10 protein-coding genes are annotated in these 19741 nt (G+C 61.0%); 6 read left to right on the top strand and 4 right to left on the bottom strand.

What is annotated here, in order from left to right; translation table 11 throughout:
* Positions 1–94: 94 nt before the first annotated feature.
* Both gyrA and mtnA read right to left on the bottom strand, forming a co-directional pair.
* On the bottom strand, positions 95–2905 hold the full coding sequence (gyrA, locus tag B597_RS45900; protein WP_003296672.1) for a DNA gyrase subunit A: 2811 nt from the start codon (positions 2903–2905) through the stop codon (positions 95–97).
* A gap of 145 nt (positions 2906–3050) precedes the next feature.
* Positions 3051–4127 (bottom strand): S-methyl-5-thioribose-1-phosphate isomerase, encoded by a 1077-nt coding sequence (gene mtnA / locus B597_RS45895; protein ID WP_003296674.1) that lies wholly within the window; start codon positions 4125–4127, stop codon positions 3051–3053.
* A 400-nt stretch (positions 4128–4527) separates the two neighbouring features.
* On the opposite strand from mtnA, the gene imuA reads away from it, so the two are divergent.
* The 6 genes from imuA to B597_RS46135 all read left to right on the top strand — a co-directional run bounded on the left by imuA (position 4528) and on the right by B597_RS46135 (position 16884).
* Positions 4528–5154 carry a translesion DNA synthesis-associated protein ImuA gene (imuA, locus tag B597_RS45890; RefSeq protein ID WP_003296675.1) on the top strand — a complete coding sequence of 209 codons (627 nt, stop codon included), beginning with the start codon at positions 4528–4530 and terminating at the stop codon, positions 5152–5154.
* A gap of 35 nt (positions 5155–5189) precedes the next feature.
* A complete protein-coding gene (locus B597_RS45885; protein WP_051519772.1) occupies positions 5190–6569 on the top strand; it encodes a Y-family DNA polymerase in 1380 nt (459 codons plus the stop codon).
* The gene (locus B597_RS45880) at positions 6566–9643 is read left to right on the top strand and encodes an error-prone DNA polymerase (RefSeq protein ID WP_024162589.1); all 3078 of its coding nucleotides are present in this window, start codon (positions 6566–6568) and stop codon (positions 9641–9643) included. Before B597_RS45885 ends, B597_RS45880 begins: the two co-directional genes overlap by 4 nt.
* A 649-nt stretch (positions 9644–10292) precedes the next feature.
* The gene (locus B597_RS45875) at positions 10293–11912 is read left to right on the top strand and encodes a methyl-accepting chemotaxis protein (protein ID WP_003296678.1); all 1620 of its coding nucleotides are present in this window, start codon (positions 10293–10295) and stop codon (positions 11910–11912) included.
* Positions 11913–12118: 206 nt separating this feature from the next.
* Complete coding sequence (locus tag B597_RS45870; protein ID WP_003296679.1) at positions 12119–15100, top strand: EAL domain-containing protein; 2982 nt, start codon at positions 12119–12121, stop codon at positions 15098–15100.
* Between the two features lie 308 nt (positions 15101–15408).
* On the top strand, positions 15409–16884 hold the full coding sequence (locus B597_RS46135; protein WP_051519770.1) for a sensor domain-containing diguanylate cyclase: 1476 nt from the start codon (positions 15409–15411) through the stop codon (positions 16882–16884).
* 289 nt (positions 16885–17173) lie between these two features.
* Here the strand turns inward: B597_RS46135 and B597_RS45865 are convergent, their stop codons facing one another.
* Positions 17174–18694, bottom strand: coding sequence for an acetaldehyde dehydrogenase ExaC (locus B597_RS45865; RefSeq protein ID WP_003296681.1), 1521 nt, complete (start codon positions 18692–18694; stop codon positions 17174–17176).
* 113 nt (positions 18695–18807) lie between these two features.
* On the bottom strand, positions 18808–19635 hold the full coding sequence (phnX, locus tag B597_RS45860) for a phosphonoacetaldehyde hydrolase (protein ID WP_003296682.1): 828 nt from the start codon (positions 19633–19635) through the stop codon (positions 18808–18810).
* Positions 19636–19741: the final 106 nt, after the last annotated feature.

Genomic DNA, 19741 nt, shown 5'->3' with positions numbered 1-19741 from the left:
CGATATTGATTCCCGGGATGCGACGACCGGTACCTCTACCGACCGCCTCGCTACCGCCTGCCCGGTGTGCTGCTTTGGGATAGGCCTACGTCAATCAGTCTTGGTCGTCGGTAGGCAGCACATCCGGAGACACATCGCCGCCACCGCCAAGCAATTCATCTTCGCCAGGCTCGGCGCTGACGACAGGCATTTCCTTCTCGAGGGCCTCGTCATCGAGCAATGCCTCGATGTCTTCCAACACATCTTCCTCGGACGGCTCCTGCACACGCTCCAGGCCAACAAGATGCTCGCCCTTGCTCAGCTTGATCAGCGTGACGCCCTGAGTATTGCGGCCCAGCGAAGACACCTCATCGACACGGGTCCGCACGAGCGTGCCCTGGTCGGAGATCAGCATGATCTCCTCGCCCTCGAGCACCTGCACGGCACCAACCAACGCACCGTTGCGCTCGTTGGTCACCATGGCGATGACGCCCTGGCCGCCACGACCGCGGCGCGGGAACTCCTCCATCGAGGTGCGCTTGCCATAGCCACGCACCGAAGCGGTCAGGATCTGGGCGCCAGGCTCCGGGATCAGCATCGAGATGATCCGCTGGCCTTCGACCAGGCGCATGCCGCGCACGCCACGGGCGTTGCGGCCCATGATGCGAACCTTGCTTTCCTTGAAGCGGATCACCTTGCCACCGTCGGAGAACATCATCACTTCCTGGGCACCATCGGTGACGGCGGCGGCGATCAGGGTATCGCCCTCCTCCAGCTTGAGCGCGATGAGACCGGACGTACGCGGCCGGCTGAACTGCACCAGCGGAGTCTTCTTCACCGTACCGTTGGCAGTTGCCATGAAGATGTATGAGCCAGTCGGCTCGTCTTTCTCGTCGCTGTCGGCATCATCGCTTTCGACGTCGTCGGCATCATCGTGCTCGATGACCAGGCCATCGGCGTCATCCAGCTCGTCATCGCCTTCGGCCGCCTGCTTGCGCAGCGCCTCCAGGTCGACCTGGAGCATCGCGGTGATGCGCTCGCCCTCATCGAGCGGCAACAGGTTGACCAGCGGGCGGCCACGCGACGTACGCGAGGCCTCGGGAATCTCGTAGGTCTTCAGCCAGTACACTTTGCCCTTGCTGGAGAACAGCAGCAGCGTGGTGTGGCTGTTGGCGACCAACAGGTGCTCGACATAGTCCTCTTCCTTCACACCGGTCGCAGCCTTGCCCCGACCACCACGGCGCTGCGCCTGATAGGCAGCCAGCGGCTGGGACTTGGCGTAGCCGCCATGGGAAATGGTGACGACGCGCTCTTCTTCGGTGATCAGGTCCGCCAGCGTCAGGTCCAGACGCGACTCGAGAATCTCGGTACGCCGCGCATCGCCGAAATCGCGCTTCACGCCTTCGAGCTCTTCGCGGATGACTTCCATCAGGCGAACCGGATTGGTCAGGATGCGGATCAGCTCGCCGATCTGGGTGAGGATTTCCTGGTATTCGCTGAGCAGCTTCTCGTGCTCGAGGCCGGTCAGGCGGTGCAGACGCAGATCGAGAATCGCCTGCGCCTGTTCCGGCGACAGGAAGTACTTGCCGTCACGCAGGCCAAACTGCGGATCGAGGCCTTCAGGGCGACAGGCATCAGCCCCTGCGCGCTCGACCATCGCCTCGACGGCGCTCGACTCCCAGGCAGTGGAAATCAGCGCGTCCTTGGCTTCGGCCGGCGTCGGCGAGGCCTTGATCAGCGCGATGACCGGATCGATGTTGGACAGCGCTACGGCCTGTCCCTCAAGGATATGTCCACGCTCGCGCGCCTTGCGCAGCTCGTAGACGGTACGCCGGGTAACGACTTCGCGGCGGTGCCGGACGAAGGCTTCCAGCAGCTCCTTCAGGTTCAGCGTGCGCGGCTGGCCATCGATGAGCGCCACCACGTTGATACCGAAAACGCTCTGCAGCTGGGTCTGCGCATACAGGTTGTTGAGGATCACCTCCGGCACTTCGCCGCGGCGCAGCTCGATGACCACGCGCATGCCGTCCTTGTCGGACTCGTCACGCAGCTCGGTGATGCCTTCGATCTTCTTCTCTTTCACCAGCTCGGCGATCTTTTCGATCAGTCGTGCCTTGTTCAGCTGGTAAGGCAGCTCGGTGATGACGATCTGCTGGCGGCCGCCGACCTTGTCGATATCTTCGATATCGGCGCGAGCGCGGATATAGATGCGGCCACGGCCGGTGCGGTAGGCCTCGATGATGCCAGCACGGCCATTGATGATACCGGCAGTGGGGAAATCGGGACCCGGGATGAACTGCATGAGTTCGTCGATGGTGATATCGGCGTTGTCGATCAGCGCCAGGCAACCATCGATCACTTCGCCCAGGTTATGCGGCGGAATGTTGGTCGCCATGCCTACCGCAATACCGCTGGAACCGTTTACCAGCAGGTTGGGAATCTTTGTCGGCATGACCGCCGGGATCTGCTCGGTGCCATCGTAGTTGGGCACCCAGTCGACGGTTTCCTTTTCCAGGTCGGCCAGCAGCTCGTGCGCCAACTTGGCCATGCGCACTTCGGTGTAACGCATCGCTGCAGCGCTGTCGCCATCGACCGAACCGAAGTTGCCCTGGCCATCGACCAGCATATAGCGCAGCGAGAACGGCTGTGCCATCCGCACGATGGTGTCGTATACCGCCGAATCACCGTGGGGGTGATATTTACCGATCACGTCACCGACCACGCGGGCGGATTTCTTGTACGGCTTGTTCCAGTCGTTGCCCAGTTCGCTCATGGCGAACAGCACCCGACGGTGTACCGGTTTCAGGCCATCGCGCGCGTCCGGCAGCGCACGGCCGATGATCACGCTCATGGCGTAATCAAGGTAGGACTGCTTGAGCTCGTCTTCGATATTGACCGGGAGGATTTCTTTGGCCAGTTCGCCCATGGAAGCCTGGTTCCTTATAGTCAGCAGGGTCCTGCGATAAGCGCGGGATAGTAACACAGACGGCGGCTATAAACTGAGCCTTGCACGGAGCAAAGCCCAGCTTGCGCGGCCCTTCTCGGCATGCCTGGCCAGGACCAGCGGGGGTTCAGTGCAGCCGCTTGCGATTCATCAACTCGGTCATCTTCGCGGCGTTCGGGCGCTCGACCACCCCTTTCTCGGTCACGATGACATCGATGAGGTCCGCCGGCGTCACATCGAACACCGGATTGAATGCTTCGACATCAGCAGCGAAACGCTGGCCATTGACCTCTAGCAGCTCACTGCCGGCACGCTCCTCGATGGGAATCTCGTCGCCGCTCTCCAATGCCATGTCGATCGTCGAGCTCGGCGCCACCACCATGAAACGCACACCGTGATGCATCGCCAGTACCGCAAGCTGGTAGGTACCGATCTTATTCGCCACATCGCCATTGGCCGTGATGCGATCCGCCCCGACGATCACCCAGGAAATCCCGCGCGACTTCATCAGGTGGGCAGCAGCCGAGTCGACGTTCAGGGTTGCCGGCACGCCATCACCGAGCAATTCCCAGGCAGTCAGCCGCGAGCCCTGCAGCCAGGGGCGCGTCTCGTCGACGTAAACCCGCTCCACCAGCCCGTCGAGATGCGCCGCGCGGATGACCCCGAGCGCCGTGCCGAAACCACCGGTTGCCAATGCACCCGTATTGCAGTGCGTGAGCAGGTTCTGCGGATTGCCCTGATGACGACGGATGAGTTCGACACCGAACTGCGCCATCGCCAGGTTCGCCTCGCGATCGCTTTCATGTATCGAAACGGCCTGGGCTTCCAATGCCGTGCAAGGGTCCTCACCAAGCTTGAGCCGCTCGAGGCGTTCGCGCATCTGCCTGAGCGCCCAGAACAGGTTCACCCCCGTGGGGCGAGCGTCAGCCAGGAGTTTGAAATCCTCCTCCAGCGCCTGCTGCCAATCCCCACCCGCAGCGATACGCGCACGAGCGGCAAGAAGCAGACCATAGGCCGCACTTATTCCAATTGCCGGTGCACCGCGGACGACCATCTTCCGGATGGCGTCTGCGACCGAAGCTGCCGAATCGTAGCTGTGCCAAATCTCCTCGGCCGGCAATTTGCGCTGATCGAGCAGCATCAAGCGACCATCCTGCCATTCGATTGACTTCAGCCTTTCTGCCGCCAGCAGGCGCTCACGCATGGCATCTCCCTCGTTCAGCTACGTCGAAGCAGGACCCATCATGCGCCCCGCACAGCAAAGAAAAAGCCCGGATCGCGACCGAACCGGGCTTTTGATCTCGATATGACCGGGCGGCACGACACGCATGTACTGGCCCTTGCAGCCCGGGCGCGAATGCTAATCGACTGATTTTCCAAGCACAAGCAGCGCACAACCGGGGGCGGAAGGCTCTGGCGACTTTGCGCCCGACCGCCATGTTCCGCCACACCGGACGATGCTGCCCCTCCTGTTATACCCGCCCGAAACACGAATGCAGCGCCTGAATCGGCACCACGGACGCGCACGTCCATCAGACCGGCTTGACCAATGCCAGGCCAGCCAAATACTGTATTTATATACAGCTAATTGAGGCACTACTCTCATGTCATCCGTGGTCGCTCTCGATCGCCTGCTGGATGCTCGTCACATCTGGCGAGGCCAGGCCATTGTTTCTCGCCCTGTCTCCCAGCCGACCGGACATGCCATGCTGGATGCCATCCTGCCCGGCGGCGGATGGCCGGAGTCGGCACTCAGCGAACTCCTCGTCGCAGCCACCGGCACCGGCGAGCTGCGCCTGCTGTGGCCGACGCTCGCACGACTGACTGCCGCTGGCGAGCGCGTGGTGCTGGTTGCACCACCTCATCGCCCCTGCCCTCAGGCCTGGCTCGCGGCGGGTGTCGATCTGCGCCGATTGATCATTGTCCAGGCAAAGGGGCGCGATGCACTGTGGAGTGCAGAACAGTGCCTGCGCTCAGGCAGCTGCGGCGCCGTGCTGTGCTGGCCAAGCCAGGCCGACGACCGCGCCCTGCGGCGTCTGCAGATAGCTGCCGAGACAGGCAAGACCCTGGCCTTTGCCTATCGCCCGTTGCACGAAGCGGAAAACCCGTCACCCGCGGCGCTGCGCCTGGCCATCGAGGCGCAACCGGCGCAGTTGCGCGTCATCAAGTGCCGTGGCGGCCTGGCTCCGGCCCGGCCACTCCCGGCCAGCGCCTGGGAGTCGCCGCCGTGACGCTCTGGGCCTGCATTCTGCTGCCGCAACTGGCCATGGACGGTGTGCTACGCCATCGCGACGACGCCGACTCGCCACTGGCCCTGCTCGCCGGTCCGCCGCAGCGCCGCATGCTGCAGGCCGTCAACAGGGCCGCGCGCAACCTCGGTCTCAAGCCCGGGCAGCCACTGGTTGCAGCCCAGGCACTGACCCGCAATTTCGCTACCGCCGAGTACGACCCGCTGATGATCGAACGCTGGCGGCGTTTTCTCGCGGCCTGGGGCTACAGCTACAGCGCACAGGTCAGCCTGCACTACCCACGCTGCCTGCTGCTGGAGGTGCGCTCCAGCCTCGGCCTGTTCGGCCCCTGGCCACGTTTCGAGACACGCCTGCGCCAGGAGCTGACGGCCTTGGGCTTTCGTCATCGCATCACCCTGGCGCCCAACCCGGCCGCCGCACGCATCCTGGCCAACGCGCATGATGGTCTGGCAGTCAGCGATGCGGCAACGCTGCACCAGGCCCTCGAGACACTGTCGGTAGAGCGTCTTGGTCTGCCCCGCGGAGTGAGCGCGTCGCTTGTCCGCATGGGCCTGCGCCATCTGCGTCAGCTGCTCGTCCTGCCTCGTGACAGCCTGGCCAGACGCTTTCCCGCCGAAGTGCTGGCCCAGCTCGATACCCTGCTCGGCCATCGCCCGCTTGCGCTGGATTTCTACCGCCCGCCAGATGTGTTCGATGAGCGCCTGGAACTGAACTTCGACGTCGAGTCGCACCAGGCGCTGCTGTTCCCCCTGCGGCGCCTGACAGCCGATCTTGCAACCTTTCTGGCCGGACGCGACAGCGGCGTACAGCGTTTCAGCCTCTATCTGGAGCACCGCAACCAGGCTGAAAGCCAGGTTGCGGTTGGCCTGCTCGCCGCCGAGCGCGAGGCCGGCATGCTCTTCGAGGTGACCCGCGGACGCCTGGAGCACCTGCAATTGCCGGCACCGGTTCAGGCGCTGCGACTGGTCGCCCGCGAATTGCCAGCCTTTACTCCCGAACACCGGCAACTGTTCGATGAGCGCCCGCAGCAATCGTTACCCTGGGAGCAATTGCGCGAGCGCCTGCGTACTCGGTTGGGCGACGACGCCGTCCAGGGCCTCGGCGCGCGCGCCGACCACCGCCCTGAACAGGCCTGGCGAGCCGACGAGCAGCCCCCGGGCAAAGCACTACCGCCCTGCGGGCCACGCCCCGGCTGGCTACTGGACGAACCGAAGCCGCTACCAGAAACGTCCCTGCGCATCCTCGCCGGCCCCGAGCGCATCGAGTCCGGCTGGTGGGACGGCAGCGACGTGCGCCGCGACTATTATCTGGTGGAAACCCGAACCGGCCAGCGTGGCTGGGCGTTCCGCAGGCTCGACAGCGAAGGACCGCTGCTTCTGCACGGCTGGTTCGCATGACCCCCGATTACGCCGAACTGCACTGCCTGTCCAACTTCAGCTTCCAACGTGGAGCCTCCAGCGCTCAGGAGCTGTTCGAGCGAGCCGCCCGACTCGGCTATCGCGCCCTGGCGATCACCGACGAATGCACTCTGGCTGGTATCGTCCGTGCCTGGCAGGCATCGAAGAAGGCAAACCTGCCGTTGATCGTCGGCAGCGAAATGCGCATCGAGAACGGCCCCAAGCTGGTTTTGCTGGCCGAGAACCTCACCGGTTACCAGGCCTTGTGCCGGCTGATCACCCGCGCCCGGCGACGCGCCGAAAAAGGCCGCTATCGCCTGCTGCGCGAGGACCTGAATGAGCGCCTGGACGGCCTCATGGCGATCTGGATTCCCCGGCATATCGCCGCTGACGACACGGAAGGTCGCTGGCTGCGCGAACGGTTTCCTGCCCGCCTGTGGCTGGGCGTTCAACTGCATCGCGGCTCCGACGATGCACGGCAGCTGCGTGAATGTCTGTCCCTGGCCGGACGCCTGGACATCCCCCCGGTCGCTTGCGGCGACGTGCACATGCATGCCCGCGGCCGCCGCGCCCTGCAGGACTGCCTGACCGCCATCCGTCACCACCTGCCGGTGGCCGAGGCCGGTGCGTACCTGTTCGCCAATGGCGAGCACCATCTGCGCCGTCGTGAAGAACTGGCAGAGCTCTACCCCGCCGAACTGCTTGCCGAGACGCTGCGCATTGCCGAACGCTGCAGTTTCGATCTTGGGCAACTGCAATACCACTACCCCCATGAACTGGTACCCGCCGGTCATGATGCAACGTCCTGGCTGCGTACGCTGGTCGAACAGGGCGCTCGCTGGCGCTGGCCGAATGGTGTGCCGGCACATGCGCGCGAACGGATCGAGCACGAACTGGAACTGATCGCCGAACTGCGCTACGAGAGCTACTTCCTCACCGTCCACGACATCGTTCGCTTCGCCCGCGAGCAGCGCATCCTCTGCCAGGGCCGTGGCTCGGCGGCCAACTCGGCGGTGTGCTACACGCTGGGCATCACCGAACTGAACCCCACGGAACACAAACTGCTGTTCGAGCGGTTCCTGTCGCGCGAACGCAAGGAACCACCGGATATCGACGTCGACTTCGAACACGAACGTCGCGAGGAAGTCATCCAGTACGTATTCCGCCGTTACGGTCGCGGGCGCGCCGCGCTCGCGGCGGTGGCCAGCACTTATCACGGCGCCGGTGCCGTGCGCGACGTGGCCAAGACACTCGGCCTGCCCGCGGACCAGATCGATGCGCTGGCCGAGTGCTGTGGGCGTAGGCACGAGGGGGCGCCATCTGCCGCCCGCCTGGTCGAGGCCGGCTTCGATCCGGACAGCCCACTGCTGCGCCGGGTACTGGCGCTGACCGCGTCATTGATCGGCTTTCCTCGGCACCTGTCGCAACATCCCGGCGGCTTCGTCATTTCCGAGCATCCACTGGAAACTCTGGTGCCGGTGGAAAACGCCAGCATGGCCGAGCGCACGGTGATCCAATGGGACAAGGACGACCTCGATCTGGTCGGCCTGCTCAAGGTGGACGTGCTGGCGCTCGGCATGCTCAGCGCCTTGCGCCGCTGCTTCAACCTGATCGAGCACTATCGCGGCACGCGCTGGACTCTCGCCAGCCTGCCGCAGGAAGACCCCGAAACCTACGCCATGATCAGCCGCGCCGACACCGTCGGTGTATTCCAGATCGAGTCTCGGGCACAGATGGCCATGCTCCCGCGCCTGCGACCGAAGACTTTCTACGACCTGGTGATCCAGGTCGCCATCGTCCGCCCCGGGCCGATCCAGGGCGACATGGTGCATCCCTATCTGCGTCGCCGGAACGACGAGGAGCCAGTGGAATACCCGTCAGAGGAACTGATCCCGGTGTTCGAACGCACCCTGGGCGTACCGTTGTTTCAGGAACAGGTCATGGAGCTGGCCATGGTCGCGGCCCTATACACGGCGGGCGAGGCCGATGAATTGCGCCGGAGCATGGCCGCCTGGAAACGCCACGGCGGCCTGGAGCCACATCGACTGCGGCTGACCTCGCGCATGCTCGCCAGGGGCTACACGCCGGAGTTCACCGAGCGCATCTTCCGCCAGATCGAGGGTTTCGGCAGTTACGGCTTTCCCGAGTCACACGCCGCCAGCTTCGCCCTGCTCACCTACGCCAGTTGCTGGCTGAAATGCCACGAGCCGGCGGCCTATGCCTGCGCCCTGATCAACAGCTGGCCCATGGGTTTCTACAACCCCGATCAGATATTGCAGGATGCACGCCGCCATGGCCTCGAAGTGCGTCCGGTCGACGTGCATCACAGCGACTGGGATTGCAGCCTGGAACCTGGCGGCGAACTGCAACCGGCGATCCGCCTCGGGCTACGGATGATTCGCGGCCTGCGCGAAGAAGAGGCACGACGCATCGAGACGGCGCGCCGTGCGAGCCCCTTTACCGACGTCGAAGATCTGAGCCGGCGCGCCGGACTCGACGCCAGCGCCCGCGCCCGGCTGGCGGACGCCAGTGCCCTGCGCACGCTCGCCGGCCATCGACATCGCGCACGCTGGACAGTGGCTGGAATCGAGCCGCAGCTACCCCTGTTCGCTGGCATGGCGACACCGGAAGCCTCCGTCAGCCTGCCACCGCCCAGTCGCGGCGAAGACCTGCTCACCGACTACGCCACGCTGGGCACCACGCTCGGGCCTCACCCATTGAAACTGCTGCGCCCCAAGCTTGCGGCACAGCGCTGCCGCAGCTCGCGAGAACTGACCGGATTCGAGCACAGGCGCCTCGTCAGCGTTGCCGGCCTGGTGATCGGCCGGCAACGCCCGCAGACAGCCAGCGGAGTGATCTTCGTCACCCTCGAGGATGAATTCGGCATGATCAATGTCGTGGTCTGGCACGATCTGGCCGAGCGCCAGCGTCGGGTACTCGTGCAATCGCAGATGCTGCGCATCGACGGTTACCTGGAAATGGCGGAAGGCGTACGCCACGTGATCGCAGGACGTCTTACCGACCTCACCCCACTGCTCATCGGCCTGGATGTGCGCAGCAGGGACTTCCAGTGATCATGTACTGCCGGCGGCTTTCGTCATGGCCATTGGAAACCCCGCCACCAGATGGTGAAACTCATGAAGAAAATCAGCCAGTAGCCCATCAATCGCGATGCGGAGTGGCAAATAGCGTAGTGCACAACTAGATTGGCAATCGATTACAGGCTGATACCGAACAGGCCAGCGCTTTCACAGCCTGCCTGGTCCGTTAGGCCTTTACCGTAGCCCTAACGACGCGCCATGCCAATGAAGCCTCAAGGGCGAGACGGTCAGCATCCATGTGACTCGAAGGTCGATCCAATGCGGGCTCGACGAAAGCATTACAACGAACAGCGCTCGCACAGTGCTATCGACATCAGATCCGCTATCAGAGCCTGCCAGGCGTAATCGAGCCCAGGCATTTGCCCGGAATAGGTACCAACACCTACAGCGCACTAAGTATGCCCAATAAAGGTATCCACTTCGTCTCCGCATTATGCTTGCTAATCTGGCAAGCCAAGTTGAAGACACGGCTATTGAAGCAGGAGAAACAGCTGAATCAGAACAATTCTCGGTGCGCAAAAAAATTTAAGTCAATACACTAAAGTTTGACTTAGTTTGCTCCGACAACTTGATAGGCTTGGCGAAAACGCCATGTAACTCTGTCATGCAACGAGGTTCCCCCATGTCTTTCCGCAATTTGAACGTGTCCAGTCGAGCGGCTTTGGGTTTTGGGCTGATCGGCCTCATCGTGTTGCTGCTCGGTCTGTTCGCCCTCAAACAAATGACCTCGATTCGCGACGAAGCCGGCGAAGTCAGCAATCAGTGGCTGCCGAGCATCACGGCCCTGGGGCAGTTGAATGAGCACACCCTTCGCCTGCGCATCCACGCGCTGCGCCTGCTTGCCGACCGCGCGCACCTCGAAGAGACTCGCGCCACCGTCAATCAATTCATCACCGACCTCAAGCCACTTGAAGATGCCTACGCAAAAACCATCTCCACGGCCGAAGAAAAGGCGATCTATGAGCGTTATCTGAGCGCCCGCCAACGTTTCGAGTCGGTTCTGCGCGAGATCCAGCAACTGGAAAGCAGTGGGCAACTTGAGGAAGCCATTGTCCGGACCAGCGAACAGTTTACCGACGTATCTTCGACCATGAGCCAGGTATTACGTGACTTGGTCACTTACAACAACGAACAGGCCGAGCTTTCGGCGCAGGAGGCGGACAAGCTGTCCAGCAACGCACGCATCTGGATGATCGCGACAATCATCGCAGCCGGCCTGCTGACCTGGCTACTGGCCTGGCTGTTCACCCGCAGCATCGTTCAGCCGCTGAGCCAAGCCGTCGAAGTCGCCGAAAGCGTGGCCAGTGGCGACCTGCGCCGGCCGATCGAGATCGAAGGCAAAGACGAACCGGCCCGGCTCCTGATGGCACTCAAGACCATGCAGGGCAGCCTGCGCGAAACGGTACAGCGCATCGCCGACTCGTCGAACCAGCTCGCCTCGGCCGCCGAGGAACTCAACGTGGTCACCGAAGACTCGACCCGCGGCCTGCATCAGCAGAACGACGAGATAGAGCAGGCAGCCACTGCAGTCAACGAGATGACCACGGCGGTCGATGAAGTAGCCAGCAATGCCGTGGCAACCTCCGAAGCCTCCCGTGAGTCGGATGCAACCACACAACGGGGGCGGCAGCAGGTTATCCAGACCGTCGACTCGATCAGCATGCTGGCCTCCGATGTGACCTCGACGGCAACGGAAGTCGAGCGGCTGGCCATTCAGATACGCGATATCAGCAAGGTGCTGGACGTGATCCGTTCGATTGCCGAGCAGACCAACCTGCTCGCCCTGAATGCTGCCATCGAGGCAGCCCGTGCAGGCGATGCGGGACGTGGTTTTGCCGTGGTGGCCGATGAAGTGCGCGCTCTGGCACACCGCACCCAGCAGTCGACCCAGGAAATCGAGCAGATGATCGGCGCGGTACACCAGGGCAGTGAAAAGGCAGTCCAGGCGATGCAGACAAGCAATCAGCGCGCGCGCTCGACCCTCGAACTGGCCCAGGCCGCAGGCGACGCACTGGACGACATCGCTCGAGCCATCAGCCAGATCAGCGAGCGTAACCTGGTGATTGCCAGTGCCTCCGAGGAACAGGCGCAGGTTGCAAGGGAAGTGGATCGCAATCTGGTGAATATTCGCGACCTGTCGATGCAGTCCGCCGCCGGTGCCAATCAGACCAGCGCTGCCAGTCAGGAACTGGCGCGCCTGGCCGTAGAGCTCAATGGCCTGGTAGAACGCTTCAACTTCTAAACCGACGGACACGCGCCGCCAACAACACCTACCAAGAACTCCCCCTGCTCGCCTAGAGCGACTAAGGGGGAGTTTGTGGTATAGGAGCGGATATTAATTCCTCACTCCCAGCACCAGGGCCGCCACTGCCCCCCAAGGATTGGCTTTAACACGCCTTGGGAAATCCATGCCGGAGCCAAGTCGGGACTACTGAAGGAACCACGAGGATGGCATCGACAGGTACCGTCAAGGCGAAAAGACTCTGGCACTGCTTGCTCGCGTTTTCTTTCGTTCCGCTTGTTGAAGCTTCCCAAGACAGCCCATCGTCGCTACGCGTGGTCACTGACAACAATTACCCCCCCTACGTCATTCAAAGAGCAAACGGCCAGGTTGAAGGCTACCTCATTGACCTCTGGCAACTCTGGGAACGCAAGACGGGTGTCCGGGTCGACCTGAACGCCATGCAGTGGTCAGAGGCACTGCGCTTCATGCAGGACGGCAAGGCAGACGTGATAGACATGCTGTTCCGCACCCCGGCGCGCGAGACCTTATTCGACTATTCGGCACCCTACGCGGTCCTGCCGGTAAGCATCTATGTCGATACATCCATCCACGGCATCCGCGACGTGGAATCACTCGCCGGTTTCACCATAGGTGTTCAGCGCGGCGATGCCTGCGTGGACACGCTCACCAGCCTGGGCATCTCCAGCCTGGAAACCTACCCAAATTACAAGGCCATCCTGTCCGCCGCCGAAACAGGGCACATCAAGATGTTCTGCATGGACGACGAGCCAGCGAGCTACTACCTCTATCTCAATCGTGGGAATTTGAACTTTGCCCGCGCCTTCAAGCTGTACGAGGGACAATTCCATTGGGCCGTCGCCAGTGGCAACCAGACAGTACTCGACCTCGTCAACCACGGCATGAACCTGATCAGCGCCGATGAGCGGGAAGCGCTACGCAAGAAGTGGTTCACGCATCCCTTCGAGTTTCGCCCCTATCTGCGCATCATCCTGGCGATCGTGCTCACGGCGCTGGTGCTGGTGGCCATGGCTGCTCTATGGATCAGGTTTCTACGCCGCGCCGTCTGGGCCAAGACCATTGAGGTACGCCAGCAACATAAACAGCTACAACTCACGACGGACGAACTGCGCCTAGAAAAAGCGCTGCTGCGCACCATCATCGAGAACAGCCCCGATGCCATGACGCTCAAGGATTCGAAGGGTGTCTACCTGGCTTGCAACGCTGCCGCCGAGCAGTTGCTTGGCCTGCCGAGCGAGCAAATTCTCGGCAAGACGGACCGCGAGCTATTTCAGGACAAGGACTATCTCGACCTCGCCCACGCAAACGATCAACAAGCCCAGCGCACGGGACATAGGCAACGCTACGAGGCCGCCGTGACCACGCCGGACGGCGCAACGCTCGAACTCGAAGTGCTCAAGGTTCTAGTCCATGACATCGACGGTGCATCCGTGGGCGTATTGACGACCGCGCGCGATATCACCGAACGCCGCCGCGACGAACGCGAACTCAGGATTGCCGCAGTGGCATTCGAGAGCCATGACGGCCAGATAATCACCAACGGCAATGGCGTCATCGAACGCGTGAACGCTGCCTTCACGCGCATCACAGGTTTCTCGGCGGACGAAGTCATCGGCAAAACCTCCGAGTGCCTCAGGTCGGGCATGCACAGCCAGGCATTCTATGACGATATAACAGCCGCTTTGCAGCGAGACAGGCACTGGCATGGGGAAGTCATCAACCAGCACCGGGACGGCCATCTCTACAGCGCACGGCTGTCCATTTCCGCGGTATCGGATGTTCAGGGCCGCACGATGCGATACATCGGCAACCTTCAGGACATCACGGCCGAAAAAGAGGCGCTCAAACAGGCCGAGCACTTGAAGCTGTTCGACGCTTTGACGGATCTGCCAAATCGCATGTTGATGGAAGATCGCATCCGCCATGCCCTGGACAACAGCTGCGAACTCAGGGAATACGGCGCCATCATGATGCTCGACCTGGACTTCTTCCGGCAGGTGAATGATTCGCTTGGGCATGCCTGCGGCGATCTGGTACTGATCGAAGTCACACGACGAGTCCGCTCGGTTATCCGTGAAGGCGATACCCTTTGTCGCTTCAGTGGCGATAGCTTCGTCCTGCTGGCCGAGAACCTGGGGTTGAACAGGCATACGGCGGCATCCCAGGCTCAGCAGTTGGCCGAAGCCATCAGGCAGGCCGTCAAGAACCCAATGATCGCGAATGGCCATCGCCTCATCTGCACCGTCTCGGTTGGAGTGACCCTGTATTTCGACCATGAGACTAACTCCGATGCGCTCCTGCGCCAGGCCGAACTGGCGATGTACAAGAGCAAGAGTCGGGGTAGAAACATGTGTTACTTCTTCGAAGACGCCATGCAGATCGAGATCGATGAGCGCAGAAAGCTCAAGGAGGAGCTCGGGGAGGCCATAGATCAGCAACAGTTCGTACTTCACTATCAGATCCAGGTCGACGCGCAAGGACACCCCATTGGCGCAGAGGCACTCTTGCGCTGGAATCATCCACAGAAAGGAATCGTATCGCCGGCGAAATTCATCCCACTTGCCGAGGAGACCGGCCTGATTGAGCCAATCGGCCGCTGGGCTCTGGCCACCGCTTGCCGCCAGCTCGCCGACTGGGCGCAGCATGACACGCTGCGGCACCTCACCATTGCCGTGAATGTAAGCCCGCGTCAGTTCAAGTCCGAGCGCTTCGTCAAGGATATCCTTAAAGAGGTTCGGCAGTCGGGAGTTTCGGCCAATCAGCTCAAGCTGGAAGTCACCGAGAGCCTGGCCATCGACGATTTCGAAGACTCCATCGCCAAGCTCGATGCACTCAGAACGCTCGGCTTCCAAATTGCGCTTGATGATTTCGGTACGGGCAACTCCTCGCTAAACTATCTGACCAAGCTGCCTCTGACTCAGTTGAAGATCGATAAGTCATTCGTCGACAACCTACCAGCCAGTCACCGCGACGCCATGGTCGTCCAAACCATCATCGCCATGAGCCGCGGACTTGAGCTCCACGTGATTGCCGAAGGCGTAGAAAATGAGGCGCAGCGCGACTTTCTTGCGACGTTGGGTTGCGAGGCGTTTCAGGGTTATCTCTTCGGTCGCCCGCTGCCAGGGAATGAATTTATGGAAGCTGCCCTGCGCGGGCTGCAAGGTTAAAGCCTGCTATGAGATCCATGCCGCGAAGAATGGCGCCCCGGCGCAATCTCGCCGCAGCTTGCCCATGACACCCGGCGCGCCAACGCCGCCTTCGACAAGAGGTCTCCATCCAATAGGTATATGTCCTTACGCGGCACAGCACCCAACACCCATTACACGTATCGTACGGCGATTTTTTTGCCTTCAAATCAGGAGGCAATGAATGGGCGCAACCCTGAGGATAGCTTTATACCGGCAGCGAAACCCAGACACTCACAATATATTCAACAATAAAAATTCGCTTGAAAATTTTCACAGAGCATCGATAAGTGCCTATAAAGTATGCTTTTCTTAAAGTTTGCATAATTGGATTGCTGGCCACAATAGCCAGCGGAGCCCTTATTTACCAGGAAAACCAACGGCACCGGCACACTATCGACTCTGTAGTAACTGAAATAGAGCTATATCGACTAAACAGACATATCGAGACACTTGCCTTATATCGCCAACGAAGCGCAAAAACCATCAGCACCCTGATCGATATTGAACGATATCTGAGCGCACCCTCGGCCGCATCCAGGAAAAATCTTAATCACCTGCTCAGCGAACTACAAGAAAATCTCGACGCCAGCATCATATACATCCTGAATGAACACGGAACAGCGGTTGCCTCAAGCAACCATAACGCTCGAAACAGCCTTATCGGCCACAATTTTAGCGCTCACTATTATTTCAAGCAGGCGATGCTGGGTCTGCCAGCCCAGCAGATAGACCTGGACGTTGTTACCAACCGCTTCGGAGCCTACTTTAGCCATCCGATCATTGAGGACTCGTCGGCAGGCGACTTGCCTGCCCATATGCTGGGGACCTTGGTAATCAAGGAGTCGCTAAACTTACCGTTGATCGGCATATCGAAGAAAGAAATCGCAACCTTACAAAATGGCAAAACAACAGCACTGACATTACTGATGGGACCAGAGGGAACGGTAGCCGCGTCAAATGCCGACGACTGGGTGGGCAAGATACTGCCGGCAGACATTCATGCCGACAACATGCAGATCTGGGAGCACGAGGGCACTCGCTATAAGATTGCGCGCGTTACGTTAACCGACTTTCCAGGCTGGCAGCTCATCCGCCTTCAGCCGTCGGTTTCCTGGGTAGGTCATGTTCTGGCCCCCTTGCTGACCCTGGCTGGCGGGCTTTATCTGGCAATGTTGTGCGCGGTCTTCCTCGCAATGTTCAGACTTTACAGGCGAGTTACCGTCTGGATCAGGAAGCGAGAGATTTCCCATATTCGCCTGCGCCGCAGCCACCAACGGTACCGCCGACTCTCCTATCGAGACGCACTTACAGGCATTCATAATCGTCGCGCATACGAAAACGATCTAACTCGCGAGATGCAGAGGTCCGAACGATATGAACACCCTCTTACGATCGCATTGCTGGATATCGACTTCTTCAAGAAGATCAACGATCAATACGGCCACGATACCGGCGACCGCGTACTTAAACATTTTGCAAAGCTGATACAGAAAAACATCCGCGACACCGACTCTGCGTATCGATTTGGCGGCGAAGAATTCATTATCATCCTTCCCGAAACGAACCTGAAAGCAGCAAATGCCGTCATAACACGCATTCAAAGCTCGCTACTGGAAGGCGACAACGAAATCCCATATACATTCAGCTGCGGCATCTCCCTCCACCAGCCAAAAGACACAGCCGAACAGCTATTCGAGCGCGCGGATGAACTCTTGTACCAAGTCAAAGAGAACGGTCGAAACGGAATAAGGCTGCAGTCCTGAAAGGCGAACAAGCGGCAGGGTTCCGGCTAATTTCACCAGGCTTTATTAGCCGCCGGCAGAATTTAATTCTGCCGGCAAGGATTGCTGCCGATAATGGACGAACGTTTCATGGATCGGCCTTGGTCGTGATGATCTACAGTGCAGCACCTCGGTGGAATCGCCGAGCGAGTGCCTGATCCACCATGCCACCCTGACCCTCAAGACACCTGCAAATCAATGTTTCCTTCGGTTGTCGTACCACCCGGGCAGAGGACGACAAACGGTCGTCCTCTGCCTGTAACCGATACGCTTAAAAGAAACCGAGCGGATTGATGTCGTAGCTCACCAGCAGGTTCTTGGTCTGCTGGTAGTGGTCGAGCATCATCTTGTGGGTTTCACGGCCGACACCGGACTTCTTGTAACCACCGAAGGCAGCATGCGCCGGGTACAGGTGGTAGCAGTTGGTCCACACGCGGCCAGCCTTGATCGCGCGGCCCATGCGGTAGGCGACGTTCATGTCGCGGCTCCATACGCCGGCGCCCAGGCCGAACTCGGTGTCGTTGGCGATCGCCAGGGCTTCGGCTTCGTCCTTGAAGGTGGTCACGCCAATCACCGGGCCGAAGATCTCTTCCTGGAACACGCGCATCTGGTTGGTACCCTTGAGCAGGGTCGGCTGGATGTAATAACCGCTGGCCAGATCGCCGTCCAGACGCTCGGCGGCGCCACCGGTGAGCACCTGTGCACCTTCCTGCTGGGCGATCTCCAGGTAGCTGAGGATCTTGTCGAACTGCTGCTGCGAGGCCTGGGCGCCGACCATGGTCTCGGTGTCCAGCGGGTTACCGCGCTTGATCTGTTTGATCTTCTTCATCACCTCGACCATGAAGGCGTCGTAGATCGACTCCTGCACCAGCGCGCGCGACGGGCAGGTGCACACCTCGCCCTGGTTGAAGAAGCCCAGCACCAGACCTTCGGCAGCCTTCTCGATGAAGGCCGGCTCGGCGTTCATGATGTCGGCGAAGAAGATGTTGGGCGACTTGCCGCCCAGCTCGACGGTGCTCGGGATGATGTTCTCGGCGGCGCATTTCATGATGTGCGAGCCCACCGGGGTGGAGCCGGTGAAGGCGATCTTGGCGATACGCTTGCTGGTGGCCAGCGCTTCACCGGCTTCGCGGCCAAAGCCCTGGACGATGTTGAGTATGCCGGGCGGCAGGAGGTCGCCGATGATCTCGGCCAGCAGGGTGATCGACAGCGGCGTCTGCTCGGCCGGCTTGAGCACGATGGCGTTACCGGCAGCCAGGGCCGGAGCCAGTTTCCAGGCGGCCATCAGCAGCGGGAAGTTCCACGGAATGATCTGCCCGACCACGCCCAGCGGTTCGTGGAAGTGGTAGGCCACGGTGCCGTCGTTGATCTCGGCGGTGCTGCCTTCCTGGGCGCGGATGCAACCGGCGAAGTAACGGAAGTGGTCGGCAGCCAGCGGCACGTCGGCATTCAGCGTCTCACGCACGGCCTTGCCGTTGTCCCAGGTCTCGGCCACGGCCAGCAGCTCGAGGTTGGCTTCGATGCGGTCGGCGATCTTCAGCAGGATGTGCGAGCGCTCCTGCACGCTGGTGCGGCCCCAGGCATCGGCGGCGGCATGCGCGGCGTCCAGCGCCTTGTCGATATCGGCGGCGTTGGAACGGGGGAATTCGCCAATCACCGAGCCGTCGACCGGGCTGGTGTTGCTGAAGTACTGGCCACTGAGCGGGGCGACGAACTCGCCGTTAATGTAGTTGCCATAGCGCGCCTTGAGGGTGACGACGGCGCCTGCGGTATTCGGTTTTGCATAAATCATGACGATGGCCTCTGTTGTTATTGGCCGGTCGCATCGGACCGGTTACCTCTATTGAGTTCCACTTCATCAGGTGTGTCCTGCTGCCCCAATCAGGGCAGGCAGGACTCTGGTGCTTAGCAGCCCTGTGGCGTCTCGCCGCGTGCCAGACGGGCGTTGATGTCGTCGATAACGGCCGGCAACTCGGCGATGGTGTCGATCAGGTAGTGAGGACGCGAACCTTCAAACATCTGCGCGATACGCTTACGCTCCTGGGCCAGCTTGTCCTGCGGCAGTGCCTTGTATTGTTCATAGGTAAGGCCCAGCGCGTTGCCGGAGCAGGTCAGCGCCACGGTCCACATGCCGGCGCTGCGCCCCTCGAGGATGCCGGGCCAGGTGTCGTCGACTTTGACGCAGGCCGCTACATCGTTGATACCCAGCGCGATCACGTTGGCCAGCGACTGAGCCGGGTAAGGTCGGCCGTTGGGCACTTCGTCGGTAGCGACGACATGATCCGGTACATAACCGTTATCACGGGCAATCTCCACCACCTTGGCCATCACTACTGCCGGATAGCCTGAGCAGGTACCGATCTTCAATCCCTTGTCGCGCAGCGTAGCGATGGCATCGAGTGCGCCCGGAATCAGTGCCGAGTGGAGGCCAATCTTCTCGATCTGCAATGGCATGAAACGCTCGTAGATGGCCGTGACGTCTTCATCGGTCGGCGTGCGGCCGAACTTTTCCCGATAGCGCTCGGCAATCGCCGGAATGTTGCATAGCGTGCGAATGTGATCCCACTTACCCATGCCCATCGGGCCGCGAGCTTCATCCAGGGATACTTGAACGCCGAACTCGCCAAAGGCTTCGACGAAGATTTGTGTCGGTGCGAAGGAGCCGAAGTCGACCACGGTGCCGGCCCAGTCGAGGATGATGGCCTGCAAATGGGTGGGTTGTTGATAGTTCATGTTGGGTATCTCCAATGGCAAGGGTAAACGGTGCCCACCCCTACGCCAGGGCAGGCAAAGGGTCAGTGGGCTGTACCGCCGCCCTCGAAAAGCTCGGCGATCATCG

The sequence above is a fragment of the Stutzerimonas stutzeri KOS6 genome (assembly GCF_000307775.2).
GTDB lineage: Bacteria > Pseudomonadota > Gammaproteobacteria > Pseudomonadales > Pseudomonadaceae > Stutzerimonas > Stutzerimonas stutzeri_B.
The sequence above is the reverse complement of the archived record's forward strand: the minus strand, read 5'-3'. Positions and strand labels throughout refer to the sequence as shown.

Coding starts and splice junctions, on each gene's coding strand:
- gyrA (WP_003296672.1), bottom strand. CDS start 2,905: ATGGGCGAACTGGCCAAAGAAATCCTCCCGGTCAATATCGAAGACGAG.
- mtnA (WP_003296674.1), bottom strand. CDS start 4,127: ATGCGTGAGCGCCTGCTGGCGGCAGAAAGGCTGAAGTCAATCGAATGG.
- imuA (WP_003296675.1), top strand. CDS start 4,528: ATGTCATCCGTGGTCGCTCTCGATCGCCTGCTGGATGCTCGTCACATC.
- B597_RS45885 (WP_051519772.1), top strand. CDS start 5,190: ATGGACGGTGTGCTACGCCATCGCGACGACGCCGACTCGCCACTGGCC.
- B597_RS45880 (WP_024162589.1), top strand. CDS start 6,566: ATGACCCCCGATTACGCCGAACTGCACTGCCTGTCCAACTTCAGCTTC.
- B597_RS45875 (WP_003296678.1), top strand. CDS start 10,293: ATGTCTTTCCGCAATTTGAACGTGTCCAGTCGAGCGGCTTTGGGTTTT.
- B597_RS45870 (WP_003296679.1), top strand. CDS start 12,119: ATGGCATCGACAGGTACCGTCAAGGCGAAAAGACTCTGGCACTGCTTG.
- B597_RS45865 (WP_003296681.1), bottom strand. CDS start 18,694: ATGATTTATGCAAAACCGAATACCGCAGGCGCCGTCGTCACCCTCAAG.
- phnX (WP_003296682.1), bottom strand. CDS start 19,635: ATGAACTATCAACAACCCACCCATTTGCAGGCCATCATCCTCGACTGG.